This window comes from Moraxella sp. ZY210820 (assembly GCF_030674635.1).
GTDB lineage: Bacteria > Pseudomonadota > Gammaproteobacteria > Pseudomonadales > Moraxellaceae > Acinetobacter.
Genome location: NZ_CP089978.1, coordinates 2,312,204 through 2,334,946, shown reverse-complemented (window position 1 = coordinate 2,334,946; position 22,743 = coordinate 2,312,204). Strand labels below are relative to the sequence as shown.

The window sequence follows — 22,743 nt, the reverse complement described above, 5'->3', positions numbered from 1 at the left end:
TAGACTCACACAAAAGGTAAAAAAACAATGAATAGATATAGTTATGAGATAACAAATAATGATGATAGCTTTTTTCCATTTGAATATGGAACATTATTACATAATTATTTATCATTTCATTTCATACAAAATATTTTTGAAATTGTGCTAGAAAATATAGAAATATATTTAACAGATGAGAATATTATAGGTTTGCATACTAAAACATATCCTAATAGTTGTATTACTCAATCTATTAAATGTGGATTGGATAATACAGACTTATATTGTTCTTTTTATTTGAAAAAATTAAATCTAAAAATTGAATATGTTCAATATATTTCTATAAAGATTAAGTATCAACGTAAAATTTTTTGGCATAGTTTTGGTGCTTTTAAAAAAAATGATAAGTCCTTTTTTACGTCAGGTAAATGTTTAAATTACAAAGATGTATATTATGATATATTTGTTGTGTACTCGAATACCTTAACTGCATACTTTAAAGAAGAAGATATTGTTATACATAATTATGATAATATATATGCACTATACGAAAGCAAAAATATAAATAAAGAAAAATTATTATCCTTAAATTTATTGGATAATTTTAATCCAAATAATTATAATAATATTCCTTCAATATTTTTTAACCAAAGAGATTACAATAACTTTTTTGATGATGGATTAGCTATAAAGGATTATACACCCAACCTATCTAAAATGATGTATTAGAACTATTTTAAACGTATTTTTGATTGTTTTTCTGCTTTATTAAGCAAAATAAATAAGGTGTATTTAAATCATACACCTTATCTTTTATGTTTTACATATTTGGATAGTTAGGGCCGCCGCCACCTTCAGGCGTTACCCAAACAATATTTTGTGATGGGTCTTTAATATCACAAGTTTTACAATGTACGCAGTTTGCCGCATTGATTTGGAAACGTTTAGAACCATCATCATTATCCACCACTTCATACACGCCTGCTGGGCAGTAACGTTGTGCTGGTTCGTCCCATTTTGGTAAATTGACCTGAATCGGCACATTCGGGTCTTTTAATTGCAAATGAGCTGGTTGATTTTCTTCATGCACCGTATTAGAGATAAATACTGATGATAAACGGTCAAAAGTCAATTTGCCATCTGGTTTTGGATAATTTGGTTTAAAGTTTACTGCATCAACCGTTTTTAAGGCTTTAAAATCAGGCAAGGTATCGTGCAAGGTATATGGAATTTGGAAAATATTTTGGTCGATAAAGTTAAATGCACCACCGAACCAAGTACCAAATTTGTGCATAGCAGGTCCAAAGTTACGGCTACGATACAGCTCTTCTTTTAACCAGCTATTGTTAAATTTATCGGTATAGCCAGTTACTTCTTTGGTAAAATGGTCATCTCCTTCAACCACACGAGCAACCATTAAATCACCACCTTTGGCAACGCCCGCTTGAATCGCTTCAAATACAGCTTCAGCACAAAGCATACCTGATTTCATCGCCGTGTGTGAGCCTTTGATTTTGGCAAAATTCAAGAAACCAGCGTCATCACCGATTAAGCAACCACCTGCAAATGTGAGTTTAGGCAAGGCATTAAAACCGCCTTTCACCACCGCTCTCGCACCGTAAGAAATACGTTTACCACCTTCTAAATATTGTTTGATGAGTGGGTGAGTTTTCCAACGTTGCATTTCCATAAATGGGAACATATGTGGATTTTCGTAGGCTAAATCGACAATCATGCCCAATGTTACTTGATTATTTTCTGCATGATATAACCACCAACCACCAGATGAGCCAGTTTCTGTTAATGGCCAACCTGTACCGTGCATCACTAAACCTTGTTGATGTTTGGCAGGGTCAATTTCCCATAATTCTTTAATACCAATGCCATAATGTTGTGGGTCAGCATCTTTATCGAGCTTAAATTTTTCAATAATGCGTTTGCCTAAATGCCCACGACAACCTTCAGCAAATAGCGTATATTTGGCGTGTAATTCATACCCCGGCATAAAGTTATGTGTAGGCTCGCCATCTTTACCAATGCCCATATCGCCTGTAACAATGCCTTTAACTGTTACACCATCTTCATGATACAACACATCAGCCGCAGCAAAACCTGGGAAAATTTGTACTTCTAATTCTTCTGCTTTTTGCCCTAACCAACGCACGACATTACCCAAAGAGATTACATAATTCCCTTCATTGTGCATGGTTTTTGGTACAAACAGATGTGGCACTTCTTTAGCATCTGTTTCTGATAATAAGAAATAGGTTTTATCCGCAGTAACAGGAGCGTTTAATTCTAAACCTTCATCTTTCCAATTTGGGAAAAGTTCATTTAATGCTCGTGGTTCAAGTACCGCACCCGATAAAATATGAGCTCCAACTTCTGATCCTTTTTCGACCACGCAGACCGATAAATCATTGAGATTATGCTCAATCGCTAATTGGCGTAAACGAATTGCTGCCGAAAGTCCTGCAGGACCTGCACCAACAATCACGACATCAAATTCCATCGACTCTCGTTCAATGTGTTCCATAAAGGACTCCTCTGCAAATTGGGTGGTCAAATGACTGCCTAAATTAAAAAATGTGGGCAATTATAACATAAATCCTGCTTAGTATGCTTGAATATTCAGGTTTTTGTATTGGCGGAAATGTCAATTTAATGTGTCATAAATTCAAGTTGATATTGCTCTTTGTGCAGCGATAATGCTAATTTCAACCAATACATTAGGTTGATATAATTCTGCTTGTATGCAAGTACGAGGTGGTGCTTTGATGTCTTTGACCCAATCGTCCCACACTTGGTTAAAGGCTTGATAATGTTGTGTAATGTCTTTGAGATAAATGGTTGTATTTAAAATCAAGGATTTATCACTATTGGCTTGTGTGAGCAGTTCATCAATAATAGCGAGTGTTTGTTGGGTTTGTGTTGTAATATCACTTGATAAATCATGTGCAAGTTGTCCAGCCAAATAAACAATGCCATTATGGATGGTTGCCTCACTAAAACGTGCCGATGTATGTAAATGTTGAATCATAATATGAATGGATTATAAGAAAGTTGATGAAATTGTAACATAAATTATTGTATGATAGTATTTGCTGTGTTTTTAGAATAGTCAAAGCAAAAGCCCTAATAAAAATTAGGGCTTTTGCTTATCTTGCTTTTCAGCTAAAAAATAATCTTGCCTTGCGGCTTAGATTACATATTAATATACTCACCCAACTTCAAAATAATCAAAAATTTTAAGGTGTGTAATACGCACAATTTTACTCCAAAATTCTTTAAAAATATCCCCAAAAATTTGCACTTTTAGGGATATTTACAGCAATATTTAGAAGTATTTTAAAATCGTAATATGTGGATGTGAATGTTTAAAGCGAGAGAATGCCAATACAATTGGATATAAAGCAAATGATAAAATAATACTCATAATCCAAAGGGTAGAAACATTATCTACACCAAAATAATTGCCGTGCGTGAGACCAAACATCGCCACACAAATCAAATAGATAATTTTTAATACATATAAATGTAATAAATAGAAAAACATCGGTACAGAACCAAACACGGTGAGATGATAAATCCAGCGTTGTTGTTGATATTTTTCAAATAAAATCAATAAGTAAAAACCTATCGATAATGTTAATAAAATAAACATTAATGATGGTGGATATTTGGTAATATTAAAGAAACTCATGATAGTTTGTTGAGTTGTTGGCATAATTTGCCAAGCGTGATCGCCATAAATATTGATAAAACGCAACACAAAAAAACTGATGAGCATGGTGGTAGCAATGGCAAATAGCTGTTTGATACGTGTTTGAATAGCAACCGTTGAGACAAAGGTTTTACCTATTAGCCAGCCAAATAAAATAATGCCAATCCACGGTAAAATAGGGTAAGATGTGCGTGCTTTTAGATTTTCAGTTAATTCAATCCAGCCACGGTCATGTAAAATAAACCACAAATAACGTAAAGGACTATCCGATTGACTAAAATCAATGCTGTCTAGTAAATTATGTCCAATAATAATCACACTCGCCAATGCGATTTGTAGAGTTCTCGGCAAACTGATTAAGCAGGCAAGGCTAATCATACTAAAGCCAATTGCCCAAATCACTTGTAAATACAATTTTTCAGGTGGAAATTGAGCTGTCCAAGCAAAATTCACGAGAGTGAGTTCAAGTAAAATTAAAAATAAACCACGTTTAAATAAAAAAGCACGGGTTTGAGCAAGACTTTGTTTCTTTTGGAAAAATAAATAAGCCGATAGACCTGTTAAAAATACAAAAACGGGCGCACATAGATGAGCCAATAAACGACTGACAAATAAAGCAGGCTCGGTTGCAGTAACATCCATTGGGTCAGGTACTTGATGATGTAAAAAAACTGTTTCACGAACGTGGTCAAGTAACATAATGATAATGACAAAACCACGCAAAGCATCAATGGCTAATAAGCGTTGGGATAATTGAGAGTGAGACATAGAAAATGCGATAAGAGAATATTATAACGTTTCGCATTATAAGCGATGAGATAAAAAAATAAAGAAAAATAGTGAAACATTATGTATCACTATTAGATTTCATTTTTTGTAGTGTAAATTTAATTCAAAATTGATAGTAGGGGCGTATTATATACGCCCAAATAATTGATTTTACAAAGGGTTTATATAATAAACCCCTACATTTGTGGTATTGTGTTGATATAATTTATTTTGGTCGTCCAATTTCGCCATTTAATGCTTCAGGTAAATCTAAAATTTTAACATCTAATGTTGCTAATGCCTCAGGTTTTGCCACCACTAATGCTAACCATTGATTGTCGGCATTAATTACACTATTGACCACTTGTACATCTTTATTTAATTGTGCCGCAGGCTGTGGGCAATCGCCGTGTCCTGCAATCAAATGTAACCAATGTTTAGGTTGAGCTCTAAACCATAAACGAGCGACAATTTCCTGCCCTAAATAACAGCCTTTATCATAATCTACACCACCACGTTGATGTAAACGTAATTCTTGTGGTTGAAATAAATGGCTTGTTGTGTGATTGATCCATGCTTGTCCTTGTTGAATGGCGGTACTTTGCCATAATTCATCGGCAACTTTTTGTTCAATATCTGTACTAAAATTAGCTAAACCATGTTCAATACTAGGATAAATATCAGAGGCAATCGTTAATTCCGCCTTAGAAAAAGCTCCAAATTTTTTAATATGTTGTTGAAACATTTCGGCTAAGTCTTGTGCAATAATAATAGAAAATTGTTCTGTATCAAGACGTTTAATCCATAAACCAAATTGTACACGTCCTTTTAAATCGCAAATTGCGGTGGCTTGATAATGTTCAGCATCTAACTTTCCAGCATTTACTGTGAGTTGCCCTTGTAAGAACTTTTCAGCATCTCGCCCTGTATAATAAAAATGGCTAAATTTTAACTCGTTCATATTTATCATCAATACTTTATTAAAAAATACATCTTAATGGAAATTAAAGTTAAATTCTAGCATTATTTTTCTTGATGAGATGATTGATTATTGTATTTGATAGCGTATATTGATTATTTTATAATCAAATAATATTACAAAAAGTGATATATATAACACAATTTATATACATTATTATTGATAATTACTATCAATTAAATTATCATTAGATGTATTGATAATATTATTTTAGGGTCGAAATGATGAAGAAATTTTTGTTTAAACTGAGTTTATTAACCAGTGCAATTTTGTCATGTTCTTTAGCAATAGCACAGCAAAAGGTAGAAACAACACCAGTTTTACCAACCATTGAAGTTACTGCTGAAGAGGGTGCAAAAACTAAAACCAATGTGGTAACAATTGAAAAGCAAAATAAAAGCACTGAAACCACATTGCGTGGTTTATTAAGTGATGAGCCTGCAATTGATTTTGCTGGTGGTAATGGTCGTTCACAATGGATTACAATTCGTGGCATGGGGCAAGACCAAATTAGTATGGTTGTTGATGGTTCATCAACAGATGCTCAAATGTTTCATCATGAATCACGTTTTGGTTTAGACCCATCATTAATTAAAATTGTAAAAGTACAAAAAGGTACTGGTTCTGCTAGTTCAGGTATTGGTATTAATAATGGTGCGATTATAGCTAAAACGGTTGATGCACAAGATTTATTGCGTGATAATCAAAACTTTGGTTTTAAAATTAATGGTGGTTATGCGAGTAATGATGAGCATTCTTATGGTGCAAGTGTGTTTGCTCGAGCAGGAAAATTTGATTTCTTAGTGGGTACAAACTTCCAAGACCAAAGCCATTATAAAGCAGGTAAAAAAGATGGTTCAAATTATGAAGTTTCTAACAGTGCTTTAGATAATCGTGCATGGTTGGCAAAAATCGGTTTTAATGCTAATGATAATCACCGCTTTGTATTAGGTCATCGTAATCAATTTAATAAAGGTGTGCGTAATTTACGAGAAGAGTTTGACTTTATACAAACAGGCGGTACTCGAAATAGTCCTGTTTATCGTGAAATTGAAGTTAATCAAACAACTTTAGAATGGCAAGGTAAAAATTTAGGCTTTATTAGCCAAGTAGATGCAGATGTTTCTTATGCTGAACAAACACGTGCACAAGGAACACCACTTGCACGACCTACAGGAACAAATACTTGGGCGGCTAATATTAATTTAGATAGTGAAGTTGCAAAGGGTTCATTATTAAAATATGGTGTGAATTATCGTAAACAGGAAGGCTATCCATCAAGTGGTCAAATTGTACAAGAAAAAACAGACGTTGGTGTTTATGTTGAAAGTGTCAATAAAGTAGGCAATTTTACGATAACGGGTGGATTACGCTATGATGCATGGGATTTTGAAACGATTAATGGTTCATCTCGTTCAGATTATGATTTAAACCCAAGTTTAAGCGTAGTATGGGATATTAATAATGCATTAAGTGTCAATGCAAGTCATAGTTATGCAACACGCAGTCCACGTTTTGTTGAAACATTATTAACAGGTAATAATAATACAACAGGTCAAAATGACATCACTATTTCTCAAGATACAGTTGCTGACCGTACACGTAATACAGAAATCGGATTTAATTTTGATTATTCGGGTTTAAGTGTTGATGGTAGCTATTTTTGGACTTATACTGATAATTTAGCAAGTATTATTGGTCGAAATACGATTAGCAATAATGGTCGATTAAAAAATACAGGCTATGAATTAAATACGGCTTATCAATGGGATGCGTTAAAATTACGTGCAGGCGTAGCGTATAATAAACCAACTTTAAATGGGGCAAGTATTGATAATGTAACTGTTGCTATGCCAATAGGTCGTACATGGACGACAGGTGTAAGTTATCAGTTTGATACGCCAAATATTGAAGTGGGGTATAAAGGTCGTATTGTACAAGATACTTCTTATGTTAATGGTAGTGGTACTACAATTAAACGTGATGGTTACGATGTGCATGATATTTATGCCAATTGGAAACCTTTAAATGATGACCGTTTAAATGTAAACTTTGCGATTAATAATATTGCTGATAAATATTATAAATCACATAGCCAACGTGCAACGGATAATGCTTTACCATCAGCAGGGCGTGATTTCCGTGTAGGATTTAATTATACGTTCTAATCTTAGTTGATGATTTAAACTATTCTCTTAAAAAACCGAAAAATGCCTAATCGAATGATTGGGCATTTTTATAGTTGATTGATAAATAATACAACAAATGTAGGGGGTTATTATACAGCGAAATAACTTAAGAATTGGTACAAAATTCACCATTGTGTCGTAGGGGCGAATTATATTCGCCCAATAAACACAAGGTTTGCACAGGGCAAATGTGATTTGCCCCTACAAATCTGTTCAATGTTAAATTGAATTTACTATAAAAACAATTTAAATAAAGTATTTGGGTGTTGATGATAGTTGTTATTTTGATAATATTAGATAAATTTATTTACAAAAAAACATAAATCAGTCAGATATTTTGTTAAAAATATCAAAAAATCTATAGGCTTGAAATTAAAAAAAAATTATAATATAAGGTCTGATTTTATATTAAATAGATTTTGAGATTTTATTTTTGTGTCAAATTTAACCCAACCTAAACATGTCATGATGATGGCTGCTGGTACAGGCGGTCATGTATTTCCTGCCTTAGCCGTTGCTAAACAATTACAACAGCAAGGTTATCGTGTATCATGGCTCGCTACACCGACAGGTATGGAAAATCGGTTATTACAACAAGAAAATATTGAAATTCATCAAATTAATATTCAAGGTTTACGTGGTAATGGTATTGTGCGTAAACTCATGGCACCGTTTAAAATTTTAGGTGCTATGCGTTCAGCACGAAAATTTATGCAACAACATCAAGTAGATGTGGTGGCTGGTTTTGGTGGTTATGTTGCAGGACCAGGTGGTTTGGCTGCCAAAAGTTTAGGTATTCCTGTGTTAATTCATGAGCAAAATGCCATTGCAGGTTTTACCAATATGCAACTTTCTAAAATTGCACGAGTGGTATGTCAAGCATTTCCTCATACATTTGCATCATCTGTACAAGCGATAACAACAGGAAATCCAATTCGTGCCGAAATTGCCAATATTTTCAATCCACAATGGCGTTATGATGAACGTGAAAAAGCAGAGCAACCTTTGCGTATTTTAGTGGTTGGTGGTTCTTTAGGAGCTCAAGCTTTAAATGCAACAGTACCTGAAGCACTTAAAAAATTAAATATGCCTTTAAAAGTATTTCATCAATGTGGACAACAACAACTAGAATTAACACAACAACGCTATGCAGATACAAATCAATTAGATGTGGAAGTACAACCATTTATTGCAGATATGGCACAGGCGTATAGTGAAGCTGATTTAGTAATTTGTCGTGCAGGGGCATTAACTGTAACTGAGATTGCAACGGCTGGTGTAGCAGCAATATTTGTGCCATTACCAAGTGCGGTTGATGACCATCAAACAGCAAATGCAAACTATTTGGTTAAACATGGTGCGGGGAAATTATGCCCACAAAAAGATATGACGGTTGAGTATTTAACTTCATTATTAGCACCATTAATGAACCGTAAAGTTTTGAGTGAAATGGCAGTAAAAGCACGTCAATACGCACAACCACAAGCGACTGAGCAAGTGGTACAACTTATTGAACAATTAATGAATCATGATAAATAAGTGAAAGGTAAAGATGATGGATTTTAAACAAACCCAAAAATTAATTATAATTCCTGAAATGCGTCGTATTAAACAAATTCATTTTGTAGGAATTGGTGGTGCTGGTATGTGTGGTATCGCTGAAGTTTTGAAAAATCAAGGCTATCAGGTATCGGGGTCAGATATTAAAGCGTCAAAAACAACTGAACGTTTACAAGCTCTAGGTATTCATGTCTATATTGGTCATGCTGAACATAATATTACAGGTGCAAGTGTAGTCGTGGTTTCAACCGCAATTGATACGGATAATCCTGAAATTAAAGCGGCAATAGAGCAACGTATTCCAGTGATTCGTCGTGCAGAAATGCTTGGTGAATTAATGCGTTATCGTCATGGAATTGCGGTAGCGGGAACGCATGGTAAAACCACAACCACAAGTTTGCTAACCATGATGTTGGCAGAAGGTGGTTATGACCCAACATATGTTATTGGTGGATTATTAAACAGTACAGGTGTGAATGCTGGTTTGGGAACTAGTCGTTATATCGTGGCGGAAGCTGATGAATCAGATGCATCATTTTTACATTTACAGCCAATGGCGGCGATTGTAACCAATATTAATGCTGACCATATGGATACTTATGGCGGTAGTTTTGATGTATTAAAAGATACTTTTATTCAGTTTTTACACCGTTTACCGTTTTATGGTTTGGCGGTCGTATGTGGTGATGATGAAAATATTCGTGAGATTTTACCACGCATTGCACGTCCTGTTTTGACTTATGGTTTTGGCGAACATAATGATATTCGTGCGATTGACATTGAACAAGATGGTATGCGTAGCCATTTTACAGTGTTGCGTAAAGATAAAGTACCATTACGTTTGACGATTAATCAACCGGGTTTGCATAATATTTTAAATGCGTTGGCTGCGATTGGTGTGGCGACTGATGAAGGTGTTGATGATGATGCGATTGCTCGTGCTTTAGCGGGATTTAGTGGTGTTGGTCGCCGTTTTCAAGTACAGGGTGAATTTGATATTAGCAAAAATGGCGAACAAGGTAATGTAAAATTGGTGGATGATTATGGACATCATCCAAAAGAAGTACAGGCAACGATTAAAGCAGCTCGAGATAGCCACCCAGATCGCCGTTTAGTGATGATGTTCCAACCGCATCGTTATAGCCGTACACGGGATTGTTTTGATGATTTTGTTAATGTTTTATCGCAAGTTGATCAATTATTCTTGTTAGAAGTGTATCCAGCTGGTGAAAAACCAATTGAAAAAGCAGATAGTCGTACATTGGCTCACGCATTGCGTATGCGTGGTGTTGAACCGATTTTAATTGACCCTGTGGATAGTGAAAATTTATCGCAAATTTTAAATGCAGTATTAAAACCAAATGATTTATTACTGACACAAGGTGCGGGTAATGTGGGAGCGATTTCACTTGAATTGGCTCAAAATCATTTATATTTAACCAAAGATTAATCAAAAATAGTTGAGAATAGATTGTGTCAAATGTAGAACAATTTGGTAAAGTTGCGGTTTTATTTGGTGGTATTTCTGCTGAACGTGAGGTCTCACTCAATAGTGGACAAGCGGTATTAGATTCATTATTACGCTCTGGAGTAAATGCGGAAAAATTTGACCCGAAAGAGCGTTCGATTACTGAATTAGTCCATTATGACCGTGCATTTATTGTATTACATGGTCGTGGTGGCGAAGATGGTGCGATTCAAGGCGTATTGGAATGGTTAAATATTCCATATACAGGTACAGGTGTACAAGGCTCTGCTATTGGTATGGATAAAGTGAAAACCAAACAAGTATGGGCAGGTTATCAATTACCAACAGCACCTTATAAAATCGTCAATGCACAAATAAATGTGGCTGATGTGATTGCAGAAATTGGCTTGCCATTTATTATCAAACCTGTACATGAAGGCTCAAGTATTGGTATGAGTAAAGTCGAAAAATCGGAAGATTTTGCACAAGCCTTTGCGAAAGCAACAGCACATGATGCGGTGGTTATGGCAGAAAAATGGATTACAGGTAAAGAATATACCATCGTGATTTTAAATGGTAAGGCGTTGCCTGTGATTAGTTTACAACCACCAAAAGAAGTGGCATTCTACGATTTTGAAGCGAAATATAAACGTAACGATACACAATATGGTATTCCGTGTGGTTTAAGTGCTGATGATGAACAACGCTTACAAGCATTAGCCTTAGAAGCATTCCAAGTAGTTGGAGCTGAAGGTTGGGGACGTGTTGATGCTATGCGAGATGAGCAAGGCAATTTCTGGTTATTAGAAGTGAATACTGTACCGGGAATGACCGATCATTCACTTGTACCAAAAGCAGCGAATGCGGTGGGCTATAGCTTTGATGAATTGTGTGTGCAAATTTTATCGCAAACACTCAATAAATAAGTTGGAAAAAGCACACCATGTTTAAACTCCGCAAGCGTTCTGAAGAAAATCAAGCGATTAGTACGTTTGAAGAAATTGAAATTCAGCAACAGCAAAATACAAAAAGTCTATTAAATTGGCTTTTTGTGGTGGTGAGTGTGCTTTTATTTTTCTTGAGTATTTATGCTTTTACTAAAATGTTTGAACGTGGTAAGCATATTCAATATCAAGTGTTGGGTGCTCCCACAGCTCAGGCAAAACAAAACTTAGAACAACAAATCCAAGATTTACAACAATCACATTATCTTACAGCAGATATGATGCAAATCCGTGATACGGTACTCAAACAACAATGGGTTGATGAAGTGGTAGTATCACGGTTATGGCCAAATCAAATTACGGTTAAAGTGACTCCACGCCAAGCAGTTGCACGTTGGGGTAAGGCTGGACGTTGGGTAAATGAGCAGGGTGAGATTTTTAGTTTATATCAAGAAAATCCTAATCATCGCTTAGTCACTTTATCTGGACCAAATGATCAAGCTAAGCAAATTATGCAAATTTATCGTGATGTTGATCAGTTATTTAAACCGATAGATATTCGTTTGGTTGATGTACATTTAACCGACCGTATGACGTGGTTATTACAATTTGACAGTGGTTTGCGTATTGTGGTCGATCAAGATAATACTATGCTGAAACTGCAACAATTAAGCACCATTGCACGCCGTGATTTAAAACCAATATGGTCGCGTATAGCAGGCTTTGATTTACGTTATCGTGATGGTTTGGCAATTCAGTGGAAAACAGGGCAAGCAGTCCCCGTTAGTAAGGGGAAATTTTTAATTCCGTCATCATGATGTATAAGATATATTATTAATACTAGAATAGCGATATAATCATGTTATAATAGTAAGATGACAGTAAAAATTAAATGCTAAAAGATGAACATAGGTAATTTATTATGACATTAAGCGGTACATCGTCAGTTGTTGCAATTGATATCGGAAGCACTCGTGTCTCTGTGATTATTGCACGCATCCAAGATCAACATACGCTTGATGTTATTGGTATGTCTCATGTTACTCATACTAGCATGAAAAAGGGTAAAGTTACTGATTTAGGTTTATTGACTGATGCAATTAAACAAGCAGTTGCAGAAGCAGAAGAAATAGCACGTTGCCGTGTCCATCAGGCGTGGGTGTCTATCCCAAGTGATGAGTTGTATTGTACGGTTGATGATGCAACTATTGCTATTTCATCACCAACCATTAGTACGTCTGATATGGTAGCTGTGCGTGATATTGCTAAAAATAAAAGTAGTAAACCCAATTATTATGTGACCAATGCTATTCCCTTAGCTTATTATTTAGATGGCTCGACTGATGCAGTACTTGACCCAGTTGGCATGGTAGCAAATGAATTACAGGCGTATTATCATTTTATTATGATGCCTGTAAATACCATGCAAAATATTCGTCAAGCACTTAAGAATGCCAATATTCAAGTCAGTCAAATTGTGGTTGCACCTTTGGCGACAGCAACCAGTTGTTTATTGGACGATGAAAAACGTGAAGGTGTCTGCCTATTAGATATTGGTGCAGATATGACCAATCTTTTAGTATATTTAGATGAGAAATTAATTTTAGTTCATCATTTAGCGGTTGGTGGTGAGTTAGTAACACAAGATATTCAACAAACATTCCAAGTATCGTATGAAGAAGCGAATAAATTAAAATTAAAATATGGTACACTTGACCAAAAGAATGTAAAACCTGAAAAAATGATTAAGCTTAAACAGCTTAATGGTGAATATAAAACCATCAGTCATGCTGATTTAGTTGAAGTGATTGTCGCACGTTATCGTTATATTTTACGTCAGGCTTATCGTGCATTACATCATAATCATGTAGGTATTTTGCCCCGTGGTGTGGTTTTAACGGGTGGAGCAAGTACCATTGAGCATATTGTGGCGGTGGCAAAAGAAGAGTTACACCAAGCGATTCATTTGGCAAATCGCCATGAGCATGTGGTACATCGTGAACCTGCTCAACAAGCCTTATTAGCAACACCTGATTATCAAACTGCTGTAGGGTTGGCGGTGTTTAGTCAGACAGATACAACATCGACTGAAGAGCCAATCAGCGAAGTTCCGCAAGATTTTTGGTCAAAAATGGCACGTTTATGGCATAAATTTGTGCAGGCATTTAAAAAATTGATGTAAGATATTGATTAATCATGATATTCTCAGAGAATTGTAAATGATTGATTTGATGTAAGGGCGAAAAATATTTCGTCCTTACAAATTTAAAAGAATAGAATTTGACTTTGAATTTACACTAACAAAAGTATTTCTTTAAATATGAGTATGTAAATCTTAACTTGATAAGTCAATAAAAACAGTATATTATAGCAGGTTAAATGTTTAACAATTTTTAGGCAGTATGGACGGACGAAAACGATAAGTAACTGCCAAACCTATTTTTGGAGTACACATATGTCTACTTTTGCATTTTTAGATGAAAATGGCACAAGTGATGGTAATGCACGTATCACTGTATTAGGTGTTGGTGGTGGTGGTGGTAATGCTATCCAGCATATGCTGATGTCGAATATTACAGGCGTAAAATTTGTCTGTGCTAATACTGACCGTCAAGCCCTTGAACGAGTTGATACAGAAAATAAAATTCAACTTGGCGAACAAAGTACCCGTGGTTTAGGTGCTGGTGCAAACCCTGAAGTGGGTAAAATTTCAGCAGAAGAAAGTTTGCAAGAAATTAAATCTTATTTAGAAGGCACAGATATGCTATTTGTTACTGCTGGTATGGGCGGTGGTACAGGTACAGGTGCAGCTCCTGTCATTGCTAAACTTGCTAAAGAAATGGGCATTTTAACGGTAGGTGTTGTAACCACACCATTTAGTTTTGAAGGGAAAAAGCGTTTATTAGCGGCAGAAAAAGGCATTGAAGCTTTAGAAGAAAATGTAGATTCTTTAATTGTTATTCCAAACCAACGCTTATTAAAAGTGTATCGTAATATTACAATGGCAGATGCCTACAAAAAAGTAGATGATGTCTTATTAAATTCTGTACGCAACATTTTTGATTTGATTATTCGCCCTGGTTATATCAACCTTGACTTTGCTGATTTACAAACAGCGATGAGTAGTCGTGGTTATGCGATGATGGGTGCTGGTTTAGGTCGTGGTGATGACCGTGCAAGACAAGCAGCGGAACAAGCGATTCGTAGTCCATTACTTGAGGGTGTTACCAGTATGGATGCGAAAAGTCTTATTATTAACATTACCAGTGGTGAAGATCCAGAGTATTGTGCAACACTTGAAGAAGTGGAAGAAATTACAGCCATTGCTAACCAAATTGCTAACCTTGATGAAGGTAATATTTTCTTTGGTACAGCATTTGACCCCGAATTGCGTGATGAAATCCGTGTAACGATTGTAGCGACAGGTTTAGAGCGTAGTAAATTGGCTGATGAACCACGCCGTACAACGACAGTAACATCCCGTCCTGCGATTACACCTGTAGCACATACATCGGCACCTGAAAAACCTGCTGTTGCCAATACAGGTGCTGATTTATCAGATGCACCATCAGTAACTTTAGTGATGGACACGCCACCTGCACCAGAGCCAGAAATTCCAGTACAGCAACCAACTCGTTTATCAATTGGTGATTTCTTAAAAAATCGTCAAAAATAAATGGAAAATTGCGATAAAGTTACATAAAGACAGTGAAAAATTCACTGTCTTTTTTATTTTCAGAGTATAATAGTTAAATGTAACAAGATTTTTCAAGAGATAAAACCATGCTAAAACAACGTACACTACAACAAATTGCTGAAATACAAGGTGTGGGTTTGCATAGTGGGCAAACTGTGCGTATGCGATTTTTACCAAATGATGTTGATAATGGTATCATTTTTCGCCGTGTAGATTTAAATCCTACAGTTGATATTCCTGCTCAAGCATTATTAATTCAAGAAGCCTTTATGTGTTCAAATTTAGTACAAGACGATGTTAAAGTAGGTACGATTGAACACGTCATGAGTGCAGTTTCGGCATTGGGCATTGATAATTTAATTATAGAAGTGGATGCATCAGAATTAGTGATTGCTGATGGTAGTGCTAAACCATTTATTGATTTATTCTTACAAACGGGTTTGGTGGAACAGCAGGCGAGTAAGAAATTTATTAAAATTATTGAGCCTGTAGCTATTCAAATTGAAGATAAAACAGCAAGTTTTACACCGTATGATGGCTTTTTAGTGAACTTTAAAATTGATTTTCAGCACCCAGTATTTAAACCAGAATATCAATTTTATTCCTTTGATTTGCATTCACAAGATTATATCGAACAAATTTCCTCTGCTCGCACCTTTGGATTTTTACGAGATTTAGAAATGTTACAATCAAAAAATCTTGCTTTAGGAGCAGGTTTGCATAATGCAATTGGTTTAGATGATGAAAAAGTACTTAATCCTGAAGGTTTACGTTTTGAAAATGAGTTTGTTCGCCATAAAATTTTAGATGCAATTGGTGATTTATCATTGTTAGGTTGTCAAATTTTAGCCAAATTTGATGGTTATAAAGCAGGTCATGCAGTCAATAATGCGTTATTACGTGCAGTTTTAGCCAATCCAAATTGCTATGAAATTGTAACATTTGATGACATAAAAAAATGTCCAATTCACTATCTTACTGTTTAATAACATAAAATTAAAATATCTATAAAATATAGGTGTTATAAAGTAACAAAAAAAAACTGATATATTTTGCAATTTGAGCAAAAATTAGTTATGCTATTAGGGTAAGATAGGTGGTTGGGATAATTTCTCAAACGCTCGCTTAAGTGCGGGGTCTTGTACATAACTAGCAGAGATAGCAAATAGTTCACGACTAGATGCATCAATCGTGTTTAAGGGTGTATGGGTTTCATTGGTCTTATGATTGAATGGAAGTAGTATGGCTTGTATGTTTTGCAAATCATGGAAAGCATCAAGTTGTGCTAGTTTTAAGGTATATTGGGAACGTAAATAGTTAAGCTGACTTACCATCACTTGATTATGTCCCGCAATGGTCAATATACCTGCTTGATAGCAGACAATCTGCCATTGTTCTGGCTGTGGTAATAACGGCTGAATCGATGTGCTTAATGTTTGCCAGTGTTTGACCTGTCGAGAGATTTGTGCAAATAGACTAATTTTTCGATTGGGTTGTTTGTTTTGTTGAAAATGTTTAATATGTTGTAACATTATTTCATCTCATGGTGAATTATTTACTATATATTAAGCTGTTATATTGATAAATATCAAGAGATACAACAACGTTGACCATGCGTTGCAAGAGGTTTTTTATGCGATTTTCTAAGTTTTTATTAGCCGCAACTACGGCTGTGGCAATGACTTCAGGTTTTGCAGATATTCGTACGACATTTACGCCATCTAGCGAGGAAGTGGCGTTAGAAGAGCAACAATGGTTAGAACAGCAATTGGAAGATAATACACCAAGTGTGGTATTAACTAATGCTGATGCTGCAAAATATGCTCCATCTAAAGTGTCGTTTGGTGGTAATAATGCGTGGATGTCGCATATGCCAGTTGTGAATGCACGTTCAACTTCAGGTTGGGGTGTTCGTACATTAATGGGTACAACACGTCATCATTCAGGTGTAGATTTAGCAGCACCTACAGGTACTCCTATTTATGCAACAGGCCCTGGTATTGTAACTAAATCTGGTTGGGGTTCAGGTTATGGTCAATATATCGATATTGATCACGGTAATGGTTATACAACACGTTATGCTCATGCGTCACGTTTAATTGCTAAAGTAGGTCAGCAAGTTAAAGCGGGTCAGCATATTGCTAATGTAGGTTGTACGGGTCGTTGTACAGGTCCACACTTACATTTTGAAGTAGTGAAAAATGGTAAGCGTCAAAATCCATCAACTTATTTAGCGATGATTCCAAAATAATTGATGAAAGATTACAGATTTTATAAAATTTAAGGTGTTATTCAAACACCTTAAATTTTTATTGGGGGAATAATCATGAATAAGATATTTGCATTGGTCTTGGTCTTAGTGAGTGGTTTATGTTTAACGGCTTGTGATAAAGCTCCAGATAATACATCATCTCAAGTTGGACAGACAACAAGTGCGATAATCAATGATGGTTGGGTTGAATTAGGTACCAAGACAGGTGGTATAGCGGTAGATTATTATCAACCAGCAAGCCAACGGCAGATGGATGATTATCAAGTTATAACATTTAAAACTATTCTCATACAAGATGATAGTAAACGAAAATTAAAAACTGGTGATTATTTGATTGGTGAGCTTGTTTTGGATTGTAAAAATAAGCAAGGTGGCTTATTAAAATCGAAACTGTATGGTGCTAACCAAACATTAAAACATGAATTTGATATGACGAACAATTTGCAAATGAAATCGATTGTACAAGGTGAGCCGACAGGTCGATTATGGAAGCAAGTGTGTACTTAAAGATAAAAAATTATTGTTTTATTTGGTTTGCTTAAGTTATAAGCAATAATAACTTTGTTAAGCATGGAATTAGCTTTATATTTATTTACTGAATGTATTTTTTATTAATATTTATTTTAAATAATACCTATTCTTATTAAAAATATGGTAAATATAGTCATGTAAATATTCAAATGAATTAATTACAAGGTTCGGATATTTTTTAAGCAAAAATTTCCATTTTATTCATCATTTACAAAATGTAGGTAGTTTTATGGCATATTATGGCGATACTGACGCTCTCGAAACCAAAGAATGGCAAGATGCTTTTGATTCTGTATTACAAAATATGGGAACAGAACGAGCAGCGTTTTTATTAGAAAAATTATATCAACAAGCGATTGCGAAACACGTTCCAATCCAACGTTTAAATACCCCTTATTTAAATACCATTCCTGTAGATGAACAACCTGCCATGCCGGGTGATCAACACATGGAACGCCGTATTCGTGCATTAATTCGTTGGAATGCGTTGGCAATGGTGTTGCGTGCCAACAAAACAGGTGATGATTTAGGTGGACATTTAGCAAGTTTTGCCTCATCAGCGACTTTATACGATGTTGGTTTTAACCATTTTTTCCGTGCTAATAATGAAACCTTTGGTGGAGATATGATTTATTATCAAGGACATTGTGCGCCGGGTATCTATGCACGTTCGTTCCTTGAAGGGCGTTTGACTGAAGAACAGCTGAATAATTTCCGCCGTGAAGTGGGCGGTAATGGTTTATCAAGCTATCCGCACCCTTATTTGATGCCTGATTATTGGCAATTCCCTACTGTTTCTATGGGTTTAGGTCCAATTATGTCAATTTATCAAGCACATATTCAAAAATATCTAATGAATCGTGGTTTAATTAAAGAAGAAGACCGCAAAGTATGGGCATTCTTGGGTGATGGCGAAATGGACGAGCCTGAAAGTTTGGGTGCAATTTCATTAGCAGGACGTGAAAAATTAGATAATCTTATTTGGGTGGTAAACTGTAACTTACAACGTCTTGATGGTCCTGTGCGTGGTAATGGTAAAATTATTCAAGAACTTGAATCGGTATTCCGTGGTGCAGGCTGGCGAGTCATTAAAGTGGTTTGGGGACGTCATTGGGATCCACTATTGGATAAAGACAGTTCAGGAGCATTAAAAGCCATTATGGAAGAAGCAGTTGATGGTGATTATCAACGTTTCCAAGTTAAAGGTGGCGAATATATGCGTAAAAACTTCTTTGGTCGTTATCCTGAAGCTGCTGAGTTAGTGCGTAATTTAAGTGATGAAGACATCGAAGCACTCAATCGTGGTGGGCATGACCCATATAAAGTATTTGCAGCCTATGCTAAAGCGGTACAAGCTGATGGACAACCAACAGTAATTCTCGCTAAAACAGTAAAAGGTTATGGTTTATCAGAAGAAGCAGAAAGTGTAAACCGTACGCATCAGATTAAAAAATTACAGCATTCTTCATTACAATATTTCCGTGATCGTTTCAATTTGCCATTTACTGATGAGCAATTGCATGAATTACCATTCTACCGTCCTGCAGAAAATTCACCTGAATTAAAATACATGAAAGCTCGCCGTGAGGCTTTGGGTGGATATTTACCTGCACGCCGTAAAGAAAGTGAAGTTTTGCAGATTCCTGAATTATCAATTTTTGATAGTGTATTGCAAGGGACTGGTGAAAAAGCGATTTCTACGACAATGGCAATGGTGCGTTTAATTTCAGCATTATTGAAAGATAAAGCGATTAAAGACCGTGTTGTACCTATTGTACCTGATGAGGCTCGTACCTTCGGTTTGGAAGGTATGTTCCGTCAATTAGGTATTTATGCGGCTCATGGTCAAAAATACACCCCTGAAGATAATGAACAATTGATGAACTATCGTGAAGCCAAAGATGGTCATATGTTGCAAGAAGGGATTAATGAAGCAGGTGCAATGAGTGCTTGGGCAGCTTTGGGTACAAGTTATTCAACTAATAATTTACCAATGATCCCAATGTATATGTATTATTCAATGTTCGGTTTCCAACGTATTGGTGATATTGCATGGGCAGCAGGTGATGCTCAGGCACAAGGTTTCTTATTGGGAGCGACAGCAGGACGTACCACATTAAATGGTGAAGGTTTACAACATCAAGATGGTCATTCGCATATTTTAGCAAGTACTATTCCAAATTGTGTTGCGTATGACCCTTGTTTTGCCTATGAATTGGCCGTGATTGTACATGATGGTTTACAACGTATGTATGTCAATCAAGAGCGTGTGTTCTATTATCTCACATTGATGAACGAAAATTATGAACACCCAGCAATGCCAGAAGGTGCAGAAGAAGGCATCAAGCGTGGTATGTATTTATTTGCTAAAGATGATAAAGCGACAGTACAACTCTTAGGCTCTGGGGTGATTTTGCGTGAAGTGATTAAAGCAAGTCAAATTTTGCGTGATGAATTTCAAATCCATTCAAATATTTGGTCGGTTACCAGCTTTAATGAATTAGCTCGTGATGGTATGGCGTGTGAAGAATATAACCGCTTACACCCAAATGATGAAGCAATGGAATCTTGGGTTGCTCAACAATTGCGTGATACAGCAGGTATTGTAGTTTCAGCGACTGACCATATGCGTGCTTATAGCGACCAAATTCGTGCTTATTTACCAGATAATCGTCCTTACGTTACATTGGGTACAGATGGCTATGGACGCTCAGATACTCGTGCGAATTTGCGTAGTTATTTTGGCGTTGATGCAAGTCATATTGTGGTTGCAACGCTGAAAAAATTGGCAGATGAAGGGGAAATTGATTACCGTTTAGTGAAAGACGCAATTGTGTCTTTTGAATTGGATACCGATAGCCCAATGGCATGGCAACCTCAAGCAACGCCTGAAGTGAAAGATGCATCAGTATTTACAGGAGAAAATGTATGATTATTCAAACACCAGACATTGGGGTGGATAAAGCTCTTGTAAGTGAGATTTTGGTTAAAATTGGTGATGTAGTTGAAGTCGAACAAAGCATTATGGTGCTAGAGTCCGATAAAGCAACGGTCGAAGTCCCAAGTACAGTTGCAGGAGTAGTTAAGGCAATTTTAGTCAATAAAGATGATAGCGTTAAAGAAGGCGTAGCGTTGATTGAAATTGAAGCAGTTGAGGCAAGTCAAACCACAAGTGAGCCTGCTCCACAAGTTGTTGAAACAGTACAAGTAACGACATCATCAGCACCACAAAATGAATCTATCAGCAATAGCAACGTTGCATCATCTGCATCAATTGGTGGTAGTGTTGATGTGAATGTACCTGATATTGGGGTAGATAAAGCACTTGTGAGTGAAATTTTGGTCAAAGTTGGCGATGTGGTTGAACTTGAGCAAAGTATTGCTGTACTTGAATCTGATAAAGCAACAGTTGAAGTTCCTAGTAGTGTCGCTGGTGTGATTGAAGCGATTTATATTGAATTAAATCAAAGCGTATCACAAGGTGTACCGTTGATGAAAATTAAATCATCAGCAGAGAATACGCCATCAGCGAACAATTCGCAAGCTGTTGCACCATCAACTGCACCACAAAGTACAACCGTTGAGCAAAAAACGACACCTGTTGCCACATCATCAACGCCATCAGCAGTATCATCACATTCAAGTGATAATAAATTAACTGCTGAACAAGAAGCAGATAATGCCAAAGTCTATGCTGGTCCTGCTGTGCGGAAATTAGCTCGTGAATTGGGCGTGGTTTTATCACAAGTACAAGGAACGGGTACGCAACAACGTATTTTAAAAGATGATGTTTTTGCGTATGTGAAACAGCGTTTGGTGGCGTGTGAAGTATCTTTACCAATTGGTAAACCTGCACCTGTTGTGCAAGCGAGTGGTTTACCTCCATTACCAGATTTTTCTGCATTTGGTGGTGGTGAAGTCAAAGAAATGACACGTTTACAACAAGTATCTGTGCCACAATTGTCGTTAAATAACTTTATTCCACAAGTAACCCAATTTGATTTGGCGGATATTACTGAGCTTGAGGCATGGCGTAATGAGTTAAAAGATGGCTTTAAGAAACAAGGTATTAGCTTAACGATTTTGGCATTTATTGCTAAAGCGGTGGCTCATTTATTGCTTGAAGAACGTTATTTTGCCAGCCATTTGGCAGATGACCAAAAATCGGTGGTATTGCGTAATGAAATTCACATGGGCATTGCGGTGGCAACACCTGATGGTTTAACTGTACCTGTTTTGCGGAATCCTGACCAAAAATCGATTAAGCAAATTGCACAAGAATTAGCAGAATTAAGCCAAAAAGCCCGTGATAAAAAATTATCACCCAAAGATTTGCAAGGTGCGAACTTTACCATCACGAGTTTAGGCTCGATTGGTGGTACCGCATTTACACCATTAGTCAATTGGCCACAAGTGGCGATTTTAGGGATTTCTCCTGCTAAAATGCAACCTGTATGGAATGGTAAAGAATTTGAACCACGTTTAATGTTACCATTATCATTATCGTACGACCATCGTGTGATTAATGGTGCAGATGCTGCTCGTTTTACCAATAAATTAACCAAGTTATTGGCAGATATTCGTACCTTGTTGATTTAATGGCAGTGTGAACTCAATAAAAGCGGACTT

The 22,743-nt window shown here is 36.1% G+C and carries 17 protein-coding genes and 1 pseudogene; 13 read left to right on the top strand and 5 right to left on the bottom strand.

The genetic code is table 11. The features are described from left to right. Positions 1-27: 27 nt before the first annotated feature. Positions 28-711 (top strand): hypothetical protein, encoded by a 684-nt coding sequence (locus LU301_RS11720; RefSeq protein WP_305271088.1) that lies wholly within the window; start codon positions 28-30, stop codon positions 709-711. Positions 712-802: 91 nt separating this feature from the next. On the opposite strand, the gene LU301_RS11715 is transcribed toward LU301_RS11720, so the two are convergent. The 4 genes from LU301_RS11715 to ygfZ all read right to left on the bottom strand — a co-directional run bounded on the left by LU301_RS11715 (position 803) and on the right by ygfZ (position 5,435). Next, positions 803-2,518 (bottom strand): electron transfer flavoprotein-ubiquinone oxidoreductase, encoded by a 1,716-nt coding sequence (locus LU301_RS11715; RefSeq protein WP_305271084.1) that lies wholly within the window; start codon positions 2,516-2,518, stop codon positions 803-805. A gap of 141 nt (positions 2,519-2,659) precedes the next feature. After that, entirely contained in the window at positions 2,660-3,022 is a 363-nt protein-coding gene (locus LU301_RS11710) for a RidA family protein (RefSeq protein WP_370692203.1), read from the bottom strand. Between the two features lie 297 nt (positions 3,023-3,319). Further along, a complete protein-coding gene (locus LU301_RS11705) occupies positions 3,320-4,474 on the bottom strand; it encodes an acetyltransferase domain-containing protein (RefSeq protein ID WP_305271081.1) in 1,155 nt (384 codons plus the stop codon). A gap of 226 nt (positions 4,475-4,700) precedes the next feature. Next, positions 4,701-5,435: a CAF17-like 4Fe-4S cluster assembly/insertion protein YgfZ gene (ygfZ, locus tag LU301_RS11700; protein WP_305271079.1), complete on the bottom strand. Its 735-nt coding sequence runs from the start codon at positions 5,433-5,435 to the stop codon at positions 4,701-4,703. Positions 5,436-5,674: 239 nt separating this feature from the next. On the opposite strand from ygfZ, the gene LU301_RS11695 reads away from it, so the two are divergent. From LU301_RS11695 to lpxC, 8 genes are all read left to right on the top strand, one after another. Next, positions 5,675-7,621, top strand: coding sequence for a TonB-dependent receptor domain-containing protein (locus tag LU301_RS11695; RefSeq protein WP_305271076.1), 1,947 nt, complete (start codon positions 5,675-5,677; stop codon positions 7,619-7,621). Between the two features lie 486 nt (positions 7,622-8,107). Beyond that, the gene (gene murG / locus LU301_RS11690; protein ID WP_305274087.1) at positions 8,108-9,181 is read left to right on the top strand and encodes an undecaprenyldiphospho-muramoylpentapeptide beta-N-acetylglucosaminyltransferase; all 1,074 of its coding nucleotides are present in this window, start codon (positions 8,108-8,110) and stop codon (positions 9,179-9,181) included. Between the two features lie 16 nt (positions 9,182-9,197). Beyond that, positions 9,198-10,652 (top strand): UDP-N-acetylmuramate--L-alanine ligase, encoded by a 1,455-nt coding sequence (murC, locus tag LU301_RS11685; RefSeq protein ID WP_305271073.1) that lies wholly within the window; start codon positions 9,198-9,200, stop codon positions 10,650-10,652. A 23-nt stretch (positions 10,653-10,675) separates the two neighbouring features. Then, entirely contained in the window at positions 10,676-11,596 is a 921-nt protein-coding gene (locus LU301_RS11680; RefSeq protein ID WP_305271072.1) for a D-alanine--D-alanine ligase, read from the top strand. A gap of 17 nt (positions 11,597-11,613) precedes the next feature. Continuing rightward, positions 11,614-12,432 carry a cell division protein FtsQ/DivIB gene (locus tag LU301_RS11675; protein ID WP_305271069.1) on the top strand — a complete coding sequence of 273 codons (819 nt, stop codon included), beginning with the start codon at positions 11,614-11,616 and terminating at the stop codon, positions 12,430-12,432. A gap of 104 nt (positions 12,433-12,536) precedes the next feature. After that, positions 12,537-13,796 (top strand): cell division protein FtsA, encoded by a 1,260-nt coding sequence (gene ftsA, locus LU301_RS11670; RefSeq protein WP_305271066.1) that lies wholly within the window; start codon positions 12,537-12,539, stop codon positions 13,794-13,796. Positions 13,797-14,069: 273 nt separating this feature from the next. Continuing rightward, entirely contained in the window at positions 14,070-15,290 is a 1,221-nt protein-coding gene (gene ftsZ, locus LU301_RS11665; protein ID WP_305271064.1) for a cell division protein FtsZ, read from the top strand. 107 nt (positions 15,291-15,397) lie between these two features. Next, positions 15,398-16,297: a UDP-3-O-acyl-N-acetylglucosamine deacetylase gene (gene lpxC, locus LU301_RS11660; RefSeq protein ID WP_305271061.1), complete on the top strand. Its 900-nt coding sequence runs from the start codon at positions 15,398-15,400 to the stop codon at positions 16,295-16,297. Between the two features lie 96 nt (positions 16,298-16,393). Here the strand turns inward: lpxC and LU301_RS11655 are convergent, their stop codons facing one another. After that, positions 16,394-16,843, bottom strand: coding sequence for a DUF721 domain-containing protein (locus LU301_RS11655; protein ID WP_305271058.1), 450 nt, complete (start codon positions 16,841-16,843; stop codon positions 16,394-16,396). 362 nt (positions 16,844-17,205) lie between these two features. On the opposite strand from LU301_RS11655, the pseudogene LU301_RS12105 reads away from it, so the two are divergent. The 4 genes and pseudogenes from LU301_RS12105 to LU301_RS11635 all read left to right on the top strand — a co-directional run. Further along, positions 17,206-17,562, top strand: a pseudogene (locus LU301_RS12105) (M23 family metallopeptidase); the annotation flags it as partial. A 75-nt stretch (positions 17,563-17,637) separates the two neighbouring features. Further along, a complete protein-coding gene (locus LU301_RS11645) occupies positions 17,638-18,090 on the top strand; it encodes a hypothetical protein (RefSeq protein ID WP_305271053.1) in 453 nt (150 codons plus the stop codon). A gap of 253 nt (positions 18,091-18,343) precedes the next feature. Then, positions 18,344-21,046, top strand: a complete 2,703-nt coding sequence (gene aceE, locus LU301_RS11640) for a pyruvate dehydrogenase (acetyl-transferring), homodimeric type (RefSeq protein WP_305271050.1) — start codon at positions 18,344-18,346, stop codon at positions 21,044-21,046. Beyond that, positions 21,043-22,713, top strand: a complete 1,671-nt coding sequence (locus LU301_RS11635) for a 2-oxo acid dehydrogenase subunit E2 (RefSeq protein ID WP_305271048.1) — start codon at positions 21,043-21,045, stop codon at positions 22,711-22,713. Before aceE ends, LU301_RS11635 begins: the two co-directional genes overlap by 4 nt. The last annotated feature ends 30 nt before the right edge of the window (positions 22,714-22,743 follow it).

What these genes read in the sequence shown, in the direction of transcription:
- LU301_RS11720 (WP_305271088.1), top strand. Translation starts at nt 28, where the DNA reads ATGAATAGATATAGTTATGAGATAACAAATAATGATGATAGCTTTTTT.
- LU301_RS11715 (WP_305271084.1), bottom strand. Translation starts at nt 2,518, where the DNA reads ATGGAACACATTGAACGAGAGTCGATGGAATTTGATGTCGTGATTGTT.
- LU301_RS11710 (WP_370692203.1), bottom strand. Translation starts at nt 3,022, where the DNA reads ATGATTCAACATTTACATACATCGGCACGTTTTAGTGAGGCAACCATC.
- LU301_RS11705 (WP_305271081.1), bottom strand. Translation starts at nt 4,474, where the DNA reads ATGTCTCACTCTCAATTATCCCAACGCTTATTAGCCATTGATGCTTTG.
- ygfZ (WP_305271079.1), bottom strand. Translation starts at nt 5,435, where the DNA reads ATGAACGAGTTAAAATTTAGCCATTTTTATTATACAGGGCGAGATGCT.
- LU301_RS11695 (WP_305271076.1), top strand. Translation starts at nt 5,675, where the DNA reads ATGATGAAGAAATTTTTGTTTAAACTGAGTTTATTAACCAGTGCAATT.
- murG (WP_305274087.1), top strand. Translation starts at nt 8,108, where the DNA reads ATGATGATGGCTGCTGGTACAGGCGGTCATGTATTTCCTGCCTTAGCC.
- murC (WP_305271073.1), top strand. Translation starts at nt 9,198, where the DNA reads ATGGATTTTAAACAAACCCAAAAATTAATTATAATTCCTGAAATGCGT.
- LU301_RS11675 (WP_305271069.1), top strand. Translation starts at nt 11,614, where the DNA reads ATGTTTAAACTCCGCAAGCGTTCTGAAGAAAATCAAGCGATTAGTACG.
- ftsA (WP_305271066.1), top strand. Translation starts at nt 12,537, where the DNA reads ATGACATTAAGCGGTACATCGTCAGTTGTTGCAATTGATATCGGAAGC.
- ftsZ (WP_305271064.1), top strand. Translation starts at nt 14,070, where the DNA reads ATGTCTACTTTTGCATTTTTAGATGAAAATGGCACAAGTGATGGTAAT.
- lpxC (WP_305271061.1), top strand. Translation starts at nt 15,398, where the DNA reads ATGCTAAAACAACGTACACTACAACAAATTGCTGAAATACAAGGTGTG.
- LU301_RS11655 (WP_305271058.1), bottom strand. Translation starts at nt 16,843, where the DNA reads ATGTTACAACATATTAAACATTTTCAACAAAACAAACAACCCAATCGA.
- LU301_RS11645 (WP_305271053.1), top strand. Translation starts at nt 17,638, where the DNA reads ATGAATAAGATATTTGCATTGGTCTTGGTCTTAGTGAGTGGTTTATGT.
- aceE (WP_305271050.1), top strand. Translation starts at nt 18,344, where the DNA reads ATGGCATATTATGGCGATACTGACGCTCTCGAAACCAAAGAATGGCAA.
- LU301_RS11635 (WP_305271048.1), top strand. Translation starts at nt 21,043, where the DNA reads ATGATTATTCAAACACCAGACATTGGGGTGGATAAAGCTCTTGTAAGT.